We start from the raw sequence: 11,632 nt of genomic DNA, 5'->3' as shown, positions 1-11,632 counted from the left end.
CGTACCAGGGTTTCAGGAAAGGGCTCGCCAGCGATGGCGGGCCCTTTTTTCATGTCGGGGTGGCGATTTTGCTGCCGTGTTAGGTCGCACTTGACCCCGAGTTAGGGCCGAGATGGGGGCGTCATGCGCGATGTTTCACGTGAAACATCGCGGGGCTCTCGCAGGGGTTTTTGGCGGAAAAGCGCGGCTCAGGTCGCAATCGGCGGGGCCGCGCAATGTCGCGCGATGAATTCGCCATGGGACGGCATTTCCGCCACCGCCGCATCCATCGCGCTGCGGATCTGGGCGAGGCGCTCTGCCACCGGAACCCCCTCGCGCATCATTGCCAGCGCCGGAGCACGCTGCGGCACGATGCCTTGCCCGAGATAGACCGCGATCCAGCTGGGATTGGCGAACAGCTCCTGCCCGTCCGCCACCAGCATGCCGGCGGAGCGGAAATGGTCGATCTTGTATTGCAGGCTGTCGGGGATCGGCATGTTTGCGCAGTAGCGCCACAGCTCGGAATCGTCGCGCTGCGTGGCCTTGTAATGGAGGATCAGGAAGTCCCGGATCAGCTCGTATTCCCTTGCAGTCTGGGCATTATATTCACGCGCCAGCAGGGGCGACATGGCGGCGTCGGGCAGCAGCGCGATGAGGCGCAGGATGCCATACTGGATGAGGTGCAGGCTGGTCGATTCCAGCGGCTCCATGAACCCGGCGGAGAGCCCGATGGCGACGCAGTTCTTCTCCCAGAACTTGCGCCGCTTGCCGGTGACAAAGCGCAAGGGGCGGGGGTCTGCCAGCGCCTTGCCGTCGAGATTGGCGAGGAGGGTTTCGGCCGCTTCGTCCTCGGTGATGAACTGCGAACAATGGACATAGCCATTGCCGGTGCGGTGCTGGAGCGGAATGCGCCACTGCCACCCTGCCTCCCGCGCTGTGGACCGGGTATAGGGAGTGAACTCGCCTCTTTCGCAAGGAACGGCCACGGCGCGGTCACACGGCAACCAGTGCTGCCAGTTGTCATAGCCTGCGTGCAGCGCCTCCTCGATCAGCAGGCCGCGGAAGCCGCTGCAATCGAAGAAGAATTCGCCCTCGATCCGCGCCCCGCTGTCGAGCGTGACAGCCTCGATGAAGCCGTCCTCGCCCCGCAAGGCGACATCGACCACCTTGCCCTCGATCCGCTTCACCCCGCGCGCCTCTGCAAACCGGCGGAGGAAGGCGGCATAGAGCCCCGCGTCGAAGTGGTAGGCATAATCGAAGGTCGACTGGATCATCCGCCGGTCGGACGAGGGGTGGGCAAACTTGCCCGCCTTGGCCATCGCCCAGCACATCGAAAAATCGTCGATCGGGCCTTCTACCCGCCCTTCGAGATATTCGCGCATCCAGTGGTGGTAGAAGGGCACGCTGTCGAATTCGGCGCCATATTGGCCGAAGGGGTGGAAATAGCGGTGGCCCAGCTTGCCCCAGTTCACGAACTCGATGCCGAGCTTGAAGCTGCCTTGCGTCTCGCGCACGAAGGTCGCTTCGTCGATGCCGAGGCGCTGGTTGAAGTGACGGATCGGCGGGATGGTCGCCTCGCCGACGCCGACCGTGCCGATCGCCTCGCTCTCGACCAGCGTGATTGTGCAGGATTGCCCCACCGCCTGAGAGAGCGCCGCCGCCGTCATCCAGCCCGCGCTGCCGCCGCCGACGATCACGATGCTCTTGAGAGGGCGGGGCGCGTTCATCCCCCGCAGCTTTCCCGGATCAGCAGGCTGGTTTCCAGCCGCTCCGAAATCGCCGGGCCATCCCCGCGGTCGATCAGTTTGGACACAAGCATCCGTCCGGCAAGGTTCGCGTCCTGATCGATGGTGGTGAGCTGCGGCGTAACAAGCCGCGCGGCGGGGATGTTGTCATAGCCCACCACCGAAACATCGGCGGGCACGTTGATCCCCGAACGGGTGAGCGCGCGGATTGCGCCGATCGCGATGAGGTCGCTGGCGGCGAAGACGGCGTCGAATTTGAGGCCCCCGGCAATCGCGCTGCGGGTGGCGGCTTCGGCGGAATGGACTTCGAAATGGGCCGGCAGGATCAGGCTGTCGTCGACCGCGATCCCGGCCTGGGCGAGGGCCTGACGATAGCCCCGGCAGCGCTGCTCGGCTTCGGGTGCTTCGGTATCGCCGAGGAACAGGATGCGCCTGCGCCCCAGCCGCACGAGGTGCGAGGTCGCGCGCCGTCCGCCTGCGACGTTGTCCGATCCGATCGCGCAATACTGCGCATCGGGAAACTCCGCGCCCCACACCACGAAGCGGTTGTCGCGCGCGGCGAGCGCGTTGAAGGCGTGGTGCAGCGAGGACTGCCCGATGAAGATCACGCCGGTCGCGCGGCTCGTGCTCATGGCGTAGTCAAGGTCGGCATCGGCGCGCGGGGTCAGGTGGCTGATCAGGAGATCGGCATTGCGCTCACGCGCGGCCTCGGCAATCCCGGCCAGCAGTTCGAGGAAGAAGGGGTCCGCCACCCGGCTCTCGCGTGCCTGCGGGGCGGGGACGACCACCGCGATGGTCGCATCGGCCCCGCTCGGCCCGGCCGGCATCGAGGCGCGGAATTCATAATCATGGGCGCGGGCGATCTGCCAGATCTGCTGCTTGGTCCTCCGCTTGACCGAGGGACTGTCGTTCAATGCCCGGCTGACAGTCGAGACCGAGACCCCGGCTTCGCGGGCGATATCCTCAAGCGTGGCGCTGCGCCGCGTGGCAGGCCGGGTCGGGCTCATTGCTGTCAGGTCTCCACCGCGTTCGTTGCCCAGTATCCTGAACCGGGCGCAAGCACCATGGGCGGTTTGCCGGTGATCCCCACCGCATTCTCGCTGGCGAGCACCTGAGCCTCGACGAAAGCGGGCGGCGTGGCCCATTCGAGCACCTCGTCGCCGAGGTTGAAGGCGCACAAGACCGCGCCTTCCGCATCATGGCGGATGAAGGCGAGCACATCCTCGGGCGTGTCGAGCAGGGTGATCTCGCCCGCCACCAGCGCCGGATAGCGGCGCCGCATCGCGAGCAGGTGACGGGTGTAATGCAGGGTCGATTGCGGATCGCCGGTCTGGCCGTCCACCGCGAGAGCGGCATGGGCCGGGTCGCGCTTCAGCCAGGTGCGGTTGGCGCTCGAAAAGCCTGCTTGCGGCGCGCTTGCCTGCCACGGCATCGGCGTGCGCGCACCGTCACGGCCCAGCGTGTGCGGCCAGTTGGTGATCGCCTCGGGGTCCTGCAAATCCTCGAAGGCGACATAGCCCTGCGGCAGGCCCAGTTCCTCGCCCTGATAGATGATCGGATTGCCGCGCAGCGCCAGCAGCAGCAGCATGTTGAGGCGCGCCGCGCGCGGCTGGTCGCCATCGCGGGTCCAGCGGGTCACCGCACGCGGAGCATCGTGGTTCGAGAAGGCCCAGGACGGCCAGCCTTCGCCCGGCTCCCCGCTCCACTGCGACAGGCTCGCGCGCACCAGCGGCGCGGTCAGCAGGGGGGCGTAGAGGAAGTCGAAATTATAGGCGGAATCGAGCCGCTTGCCGTCAGCGGTGAAGGCCTTCATCTCGGCCAGCGGCTCCGGCCCGCCGACTTCGGCAACGGTGAAGCGACCGGGGAATTCGTCGATCGTTGCGCGGATCCGCTCAAGGAAGCCGACGATATCGGGGTGCGACTGGTTGTAGCGCTTGTGCTGCATGTCGAAGGGGCGGGTGACCAGCTCCATCGGCGCGCCCGAGGGCGGATTGTCGCGCAGGTCCGGATCATGCATCGCGAAGTTCAGCGCATCGAGGCGGAACCCGTCCACGCCGCGCGCCAGCCAGAACCGCGCCACATCCAGCAGCGCGTCCTGCACGTCGCGGTTATGGACGTTGAGATCGGGCTGGCTGGTGAGGAAATTATGCAGGTAATATTGCTTCCTCGGCCCGTCCCATTGCCATGCCGATCCACCGAACACCGATTGCCAGTTGGACGGGGGCGAGCCGTCCGGTTTGGGGTCGGCCCAGACATACCAGTCGGCCTTGGGATTGGTGCGGTCGGTCCGGCTTTCCTGAAACCACGCGTGCTCGTCCGAGGTGTGCGAATAGACCTGGTCGATGATCACCTTGAGGCCCAGCGCATGGGCGCGTTCGATGATGCGGTCGAAATCGGCGAAGGTGCCGAAGCTCGGATCGATGCCGCAATAATCGGCGACATCATAGCCGAAGTCCTTCATCGGCGAGGTGAAGAAGGGCGAGATCCAGATCCCGTCGACGCCCAGATCGGCGATATAGTCGAGCTCGTCGGCAATGCCCGCAAGATCGCCGATTCCGTCACCATTGGTGTCGCGGAACGAGCGCGGATAGATCTGGTAGATGACCGCCCCGTGCCACCATGCAAGCTCGCCGGTGAGTGAAGGTGCCGCCGCATCCATAACCGAAGCCATTACTTGTCAGTCTCCAGAATGCAGGCCGCGTAGCCGAACGGGGGAAGGGTGATGGCAATCGATCCGGGCGCGGCGAGCGCGGCCGGACAGGTGCCCAGCAGCGGCGCGACGCGGGTCGCCCGGTAGCTTACCTCGACTGTGCGCGAAAGGGCCGAAGCGGAGGTGTTGAAGGCCAGCAGCACCCGCTGTCCCGTCGCGGGATCATGGCGCTCCACTGCGAGCAGGCCGGGGGCGGCTTCCTCGAACGCGCGCACCTGCGTGAGACCACGCCGTAGCGCAGGGCTGGCCGTGCGGGCCGCGGAAAGTTCCGCGATCTGGCGGTAGAGCGGGTGGGCGGTGTCGAAGTTGCTCTGCGCGGTGGTGGCGCGCGATCCGATCAGGTTGTTGTCGTTATAGGCGGCGACCTTGCTCGGGAACATGTCCTCGCGCGCGAGCTGATCATTGCCGTCGGAGATGAAGCCCTGTTCGTCCCCGTAATAGATCGTGGGCACGCCGCGCAGGCCGAACATCAGCGCATGGCCGAGCTTGACGCGCGAGAGCAGCGTCGCCTCGTCGGCCGATCCGCTCATCTCGCGCACGAACATCGAAAAGCGGCCGAAATCGTGGTTGCCGAGGAAAGTCGGCAGGCCCAGCGCGGTTTTCGCGCCGCCGGGGTAGACCGCGTCCTGCTGGAGGAATTCCGCCATCAGCCGCGGGCCGGCCTTGCCGCTGGCGACCAATTGCGCGGCCTTGGCAAAGCCCATGTCGAGCGCATAGGGCAGGCCGCTTTCGGCCATGACCTGCGCAGCGAGCGTGGCGGTGGGCTCCTCGTAGGCGATCTCGCCAAAGATGTGGAAGTGCTTGATCCCCTTGGCCTCGGCGCGCTTGAGGATCGCTGGGACGAAGGCCTGCCAGAACTCCGGGTTCACATGCTTGGCGGTGTCGATGCGGTAGCCGTCGATGCCGTAATCATCGATCCACTGGCCGAAAATCTCGATCATGCCGCTAACGACACGCGGGTGCTCGGTGGCGAGATCGTCGAGCCCGGAGAAATCGCCATAGACGCTGCTTTCGCCGATCCAGTGCGAATTGCCGCGGTTGTGATAGAGCGTGACGTCGTTGAGCCAGGCGGGCACCTTCACCTGCCGCTCGGCCTCGGGCACTTGCGGCGTATAGGCAAAGGCGGGATCGGTCAGCTTCGCCCAGTTGGCAGGATCGGGATTATCGTCTCCGCCAAAGCCCGGGTTGATCGGCTTGCCGCCCGTGCCGCCGGCCCGCGAAAAGGGATATTCGCCCTTGGAGCGATAGCGGTAGCTATTGGCCTCGCCCTCGGCATAGCCGATCACGTCAGCGGTGTGGTTGATGATGATGTCCATATAGACCTTCATCCCGCGCGCGTGGGCGGCATCGACAAAGGCCTTGAACTCGGCATTGGTGCCGAAATGTGGATCGACACTGGTGAAATCGGTAACCCAGTAGCCGTGATAGCCCGCGCTTTCCTCGCCCGGCTTGCCCTGCACCGGCTTGTTCTTGAAGATCGGCGCGAACCAGATCGCGGTGACGCCCATGCCCTGGATGTAATCGAGCTTTGCGGTCAGCCCCTTGAGGTCGCCGCCGTGGTAGAAGCCCTTGTGGGTCGGATCGAAACCATGCTGGAACGGTCCGCCTTTCAGCCCGCCCTTGTCGTTGGCGGGATCGCCATTGGCAAAGCGATCGGGCAGGACGAAATAGATGATCTCGTCCTCCAGCTGGCGTTCGGCGATAGGGGCGGAAACGGGAATGGCCGGCGGATTCTCAGCCGCAACGGGGCCTCCCGCCAAGACGGTGCCCGCGCATAGCGCAGCCGCAATTCCCACGAGGATTCGTGCCATCATCCAACTCCCTCCGGCCCCGTTTCTGACAGCTTGGGAGAAATTTTGCAAATCTTTGTAGAAGCCCAGCTGGGCCGAACCTCTATCCAATAATAACCTGAAAATACTATAGAAAGCCTGATATCATCGGCGATATCCGCAAATTTTCGGGAGAAATCCTGAAAGTTTCTTGCAAATTTTTGCAAGCTAGCCAGACTGTCCTCCCGGAGCCGCAGGCGAGCCAGCCGGACAGAAGATCCGCGCCATGCTACAGCCCCGTGGGAGCCGCGTCACCCTGCATGGCAGGAGGGCGCGGGGGAGAGGACAGGACGATCATGACTGAGGCAGGCGGCAAGCCCGCGCTCTTGCCAGCGCAGATCTGGAACATGAGTTTCGGCTTTCTGGGGATCCAGATCGGCTTCGAACTCCAGAACGGCAATGTCAGCCGCATTTTCCAGACGCTGGGCGCGGATGTCGGCAGCCTTGCAATCCTGTGGATCGCCGCGCCGATGACAGGGCTGATCGTCCAGCCGATCATCGGCCACCTGTCGGACAAGACGTGGATTGGTTTTGGGAGCCTGGGCTTCGGCCGTCGCCGTCCGTTCTTCCTGATCGGCGCGCTGCTGGCGAGCCTGGCGCTGTTTGTCATGCCCAATGCGCCCGCCCTGTGGGTGGCGGCGGGCATGCTGTGGGTGATGGACGCCTCGCTCAACATCACGATGGAGCCGTTCCGCGCCTTTGTCGGCGACAACCTGCCCGATCGCCAGCGCACCATCGGCTATGCGATGCAGAGTTTCTTCATCGGTACCGGCGCGGTGATCGCGGGCGCGCTGCCATGGGTGATGACCAACTGGTTGGGGCTCAGCAATGTCGCGCCCCAAGGCCAGATCCCGGAAACGGTGCACTGGTCGTTCTATATCGGCGGGGCGGCGCTGCTGGCGGCGGTGTGCTGGACGGTGTTCACCACGAAAGAGTATTCGCCGGACGAGCTCGCCCGCTTTGCCGTCGCGCGCGGCGAGGCCGGAGCGCACGCGCGCGGGGCAGTCCAGCGCAGCGCCGGGCAATTCGCCCGCGGTGGCATGATCTGGGTGATCGCCGGGGCGGCACTCGCGGCGCTGGTGATGCTGGCACGCAGCGATGCACGGCCCGCGTTTCTCGGCGAAATCGAGGTGGCGCAGGAGCTTTACGTGCTCGCAGCTCTGATCGCCGGGTTCGGGCTGATCCAGCTGTTCGCGGCGATGTTGCGCGGACAGGGCCGCAACGACAACGGCTTCATGGAAGTCGTCAGCGATCTCTTCGCCATGCCAAAAACCATGCGCCAGCTTGCTGTGGTGCAGTTCTTTAGCTGGTTCGGGATGTTCGGCCTGTGGATCTACGGCACGCCCGGGGTGACCGAGTATCACTTCGGCGCAACCGATACGGCGAGCAGCGCCTTTCAGGACGGGGCCGACTGGTGGAGCCTGATGGGATCGGTGCGCAACGGGCTAGCCGCTGCCGCCGCGCTCGGCTTTGTCGCGGTCGCGGCGAAGATCGACCGCTGCCGGCTCCACGCGGTGAACCTCTTGCTGGGCGCGGCGGGCTTTGCCGCGGTGCTGCTGGTGCGCGATCCGGCGCTCTTGTGGGTACCGCAGATCGGCATCGGCATCGCCTGGGCCTCGATCGTGGCGCTGCCCTATGCGATCCTTGCTGGCTCCGTTCCGCCAGAGAAAATGGGCATCTACATGGGGGTGTTCAACATCTTCATCGTCGTGCCGCAGCTGCTCGCTGCGACGCTGCTCGGTTTCCTCGTCACTAACCTGTTCGGCGGCGCGGCGATCTATGCCATGGCGATTTCTGCGGTGAGCTTCGTGCTGGCGGCGGCGGCCACGCTGCTGGTCAAGGAGCAGGCGGCGTGAAGCGCACCGGGCTTGCGCTGATTGCGGCGGCACTGGCAGCCAGCCCCGCGCTGGCCAGGCCCGATTACACCCCGCGTGAGGCGGTCGAGATCGCCAATGCCGCGTGGACGCGCGATGCGGTGCTCTACCAGATCAACACCCGCCAGTTCACCTCCGAGGGCACCTTCAAGGCCGCGCAGGCGCAGCTGCCGCGCCTCGCCGCGATGGGCGTCGATATCATCTGGCTGATGCCGATCCATCCCATCGGCGAGGCCAACCGCAAGGGCAGTCTCGGCAGCCCCTATGCGGTGCGCGACTATCGCGCGGTCAATCCGGAGCTGGGCAGCGAGGCGGATTTCCGCGCCTTCGTGAACGAAGCGCACCGGCTGGGGCTAAAGGTGATCCTCGATTGGGTGGCGAACCACTCAGCTTATGACAACCCGCTCACTCTCAGCCATCCCGAATGGTACACCCGCACGCCCGAAGGCGCCTTGATGAGCCCGCAGGGGACCGACTGGTCTGACGTCGCGGACTTCGACTACAGCCAGCCTGCCTTGCGCCAATATATGACCGAAAGCCTCGCCTACTGGGTGCGCGAATTCGGGATCGACGGGTATCGCTGCGATGTCGCAGGCTATGTCCCCACCGATTTCTGGGAGACGGCGCGGGGCGAGCTTAATGCGATCAAACCGGTCTTCATGCTCGCCGAATGGGAGCAGCGCGATCTCCACACACGCGCCTTTGATGCGACCTATGGCTGGGGCTGGAAGGAGGCGATGCAGCGCCTCGTCAAGAGCGGCGAGGGGGCAGGGCCGATCCGCGGCTATTACGCTGGGCAGCAGGAGACCTGGCCGCATGCCGCGATGCGGATGGTCTATACCGAAAACCACGATCAGAATTCGTGGGACGGGGTCGCGGCCGAAATCTACGGCCCCGCCTATGAGGCCGCGATTGCGCTGTCCTTCACCGGATCGGGCCTGCCGCTTGTCTACAACGGGCAGGAAGCGGACAACGACCGCCAGCTCAAGTTCTTCGAGCGTGATCCGATTGTCTGGCGCGAAGGCAGGCATGCCGCCCTGTTCGCCAAGCTGATTGCGCTCAAGACCGCGAGCCCGGCGCTCCACAATGGCCGCTTCGGCGCAGCGATGATCGAGGTGCCGACCAGCCAGAGCGCCGACGTCTATGCCTTCACCCGCGGCCCTGCCGGCGCGCGGGTTTTCGCCGTTTTCAACCTCAGCCCGCGCCCGCATCGCATCACCTTCGACAAGGCGCGCCATCACGGCACCTACACCAATGCCCTGAGCGGCGAGACAACCACCTTTGCGGGCAACGAAACACTCGACCTGCCCGCATGGGGCTACCGGATTTTCACAGAGACCAGATGAGGCCAACACCCATGCGCATGTGGACCAATCTTGCCGGGCTTGCCGCCCTGATGTGGGCGAGCGCCCCGCTCGCCGCCGAAAGCCTCACCCTGACCTCGCCCGACGGCAGGATCGCTGTGACCGTGAGCGATGACGGAGGCCTTGCGACCTATGCGGTGAGCTTTGACGGCGAGAAGGTCATCGCACCCTCGCGGCTGGGGATGCTGTTTGCCGATCATCACGGCTTCGAGCGCGGCCTCGCCATCGCCGGCTCCACCCGCGCGAGCAAGGACAGCACCTGGGAGCAGCCCTGGGGCGAGCGCCGCATGGTGCGCGACCAGCACAACGAACTCAGCGTCACCTTCAAGGCGAACGATGGCCCCGCACGCCAGATGGTTGTGCGTTTCCGCGCCTTCGATACCGGCATCGGTTTCCGCTATGAACTTGGCCAGCAACCCGCGCTTGAAGGCGATATCGCCATCGTCGAGGAGCTGACCCAGTTCGGCGTCGGCGAGAAGACCACCATGTGGTACACCCCGTCGGACGAGTACAACCGCAACGAGTATATCTACCGCATCGCCCCTGCCGGGCAGGTCGACGATGCCCACACGCCATCGACCTTTCGCAACGAAGCGGGCATCCACTTCGCGATCCACGAGGCGGCGCTGATCGACTATTCCTCGATGTCATTGGATCAGCTGCGTCCGGGCAATTTTCAGGCGAACCTCAGGAACTGGGCGGGCGGGCCGAAGGTCAAGACCAAGGCGCCGTTTACATCGCCGTGGCGCACCATCCAGATTGCGCGCGAAGCGGTGGGCCTGATCAATTCGGACATCATCCTGAACTTGAACGAGCCCAATGCGCTGGGCGATGTCTCCTACGCCAAGCCGGGCAAATATATCGGCATCTGGTGGGCGATGCACATCAATGACCGCACCTGGGCATCCGACAAGTATCACGGCGCCACCACCGCCGAGACGAAGCGCTATATCGACTTTGCCGCCAAGCACGGTTTTTCCGGCGTGCTGGTGGAAGGCTGGAACAAGGGCTGGGACGGCGACTGGTTCAACAACGGCGACCTCTTCAGCTTCACCGAGGCCTATCCCGATTACGATATCGAGGGTTTGAGCAAGTACGCTCTCTCCAAGGGCGTGCAACTGATCGTCCACCACGAAACCTCGGCGAACCTCACCAATTACGAAAAGCAGCTCGAAGCCGGGCTTGATCTCGTCCGCAAGATCGGATCGCACTACGTTAAGTCGGGCTATGTTTCTGACGCGGGCGATGCGGTGTGGGTCGATGCCAAGGGCATCCGCCACTACGAATATTATGACAGCCAGCGGATGATCGACCATCACATGAAGGTGATCCGCGCCGCCGCCGCGCGCCAGATCGCGATGGATACGCACGAACCGGTCAAGGACACCGGCCTGCGCCGCACCTATCCCAACTGGATGAGCCGCGAAGGCGCACGCGGTATGGAGTTCAACGCCTGGGGCTCGCCGCCCAACCCGCCGAGCCACGAGCCGATGCTGGCCTTCACCGCGCTGCTGGCGGGGCCGTTCGACTACACCCCCGGCATCTTCGACCTGCGCCCCAACGAGCGCCCGCCGGTGCGCCCCGACATGGCGCGCGGCGACCCCAAGAACCGCCCGCAGACAACGCTCGCCAAGCAGCTGGCGACCTATGTGACGATCTACTCCCCGCTCCAGATGGCCGCCGACCTGCCCGAGAACTACGAGAAGCGCATGGACGCCTTCCAGTTCATCAAGGACGTCGAGGCCGACTGGGAGCAGTCGATCGCGCTGGCGGGCGAAGTCGGGCAATATGTCGCCATGGCGCGGCAGGGGCGCAAGTCCAAGGAATGGTTCCTCGGCGCGGTGACCGACGAGAACCCGCGCGATCTCTCCCTGCCGCTCACCTTCCTCGAGAAGGGCAAGCAATACCGCGCGCAGATCTACCGCGACGGCCCGCACGCCCATTGGGATTACAACCCCTATGACATCGTGATCGAGGAAAAGGTGGTGACCGGCGGCGATACCTGGGCCGTGCACCTTGCCGCCTCGGGCGGGGTCGCGGTGCGCTTCATTCCGGTGAAGTAGGCCCAAACGAAAGGAGGGCGGCCACCTCCCCCAAGGCGACCGCCCTCGCGCACTCCCGTCCAAGGGAG

General features: G+C 64.9%; 7 protein-coding genes. 3 read left to right on the top strand and 4 right to left on the bottom strand.

The window, feature by feature from the left end:
* Window positions 1–188: 188 nt before the first annotated feature.
* The 4 genes from RSE14_RS06620 to RSE14_RS06605 are packed head-to-tail and all read right to left on the bottom strand — an operon-like array spanning window position 189 to window position 6,245.
* Entirely contained in the window at window positions 189–1,706 is a 1,518-nt protein-coding gene (locus RSE14_RS06620; RefSeq protein ID WP_324076483.1) for a tryptophan halogenase family protein, read from the bottom strand.
* Window positions 1,703–2,731: a LacI family DNA-binding transcriptional regulator gene (locus RSE14_RS06615; protein WP_324076481.1), complete on the bottom strand. Its 1,029-nt coding sequence runs from the start codon at window positions 2,729–2,731 to the stop codon at window positions 1,703–1,705. The genes RSE14_RS06620 and RSE14_RS06615 overlap by 4 nt, the downstream gene beginning before the upstream one ends.
* 5 nt (window positions 2,732–2,736) lie before the next feature.
* Window positions 2,737–4,395 carry an alpha-amylase family glycosyl hydrolase gene (locus RSE14_RS06610; RefSeq protein ID WP_324076479.1) on the bottom strand — a complete coding sequence of 553 codons (1,659 nt, stop codon included), beginning with the start codon at window positions 4,393–4,395 and terminating at the stop codon, window positions 2,737–2,739.
* A complete protein-coding gene (locus RSE14_RS06605; RefSeq protein ID WP_324076850.1) occupies window positions 4,395–6,245 on the bottom strand; it encodes an alpha-amylase family glycosyl hydrolase in 1,851 nt (616 codons plus the stop codon). The genes RSE14_RS06610 and RSE14_RS06605 overlap by 1 nt, the downstream gene beginning before the upstream one ends.
* A gap of 314 nt (window positions 6,246–6,559) precedes the next feature.
* On the opposite strand from RSE14_RS06605, the gene RSE14_RS06600 reads away from it, so the two are divergent.
* From RSE14_RS06600 to RSE14_RS06590, 3 genes are read left to right on the top strand one after another with little or no spacing between them, the layout of a single operon-like run.
* Window positions 6,560–8,119, top strand: coding sequence for an MFS transporter (locus RSE14_RS06600; RefSeq protein WP_324076477.1), 1,560 nt, complete (start codon window positions 6,560–6,562; stop codon window positions 8,117–8,119).
* A complete protein-coding gene (locus tag RSE14_RS06595; RefSeq protein WP_324076475.1) occupies window positions 8,116–9,483 on the top strand; it encodes an alpha-amylase family glycosyl hydrolase in 1,368 nt (455 codons plus the stop codon). Before RSE14_RS06600 ends, RSE14_RS06595 begins: the two co-directional genes overlap by 4 nt.
* A gap of 11 nt (window positions 9,484–9,494) precedes the next feature.
* Window positions 9,495–11,564 carry a glycoside hydrolase family 97 protein gene (locus tag RSE14_RS06590; protein WP_324076474.1) on the top strand — a complete coding sequence of 690 codons (2,070 nt, stop codon included), beginning with the start codon at window positions 9,495–9,497 and terminating at the stop codon, window positions 11,562–11,564.
* Window positions 11,565–11,632: the final 68 nt, after the last annotated feature.

The sequence above is a fragment of the Erythrobacter sp. genome (genome assembly GCF_035194505.1).
In the GTDB taxonomy this organism is placed as follows: Bacteria; Pseudomonadota; Alphaproteobacteria; order Sphingomonadales; family Sphingomonadaceae; genus Erythrobacter.
This window is presented reverse-complemented; position numbering and strand designations above follow the sequence as displayed.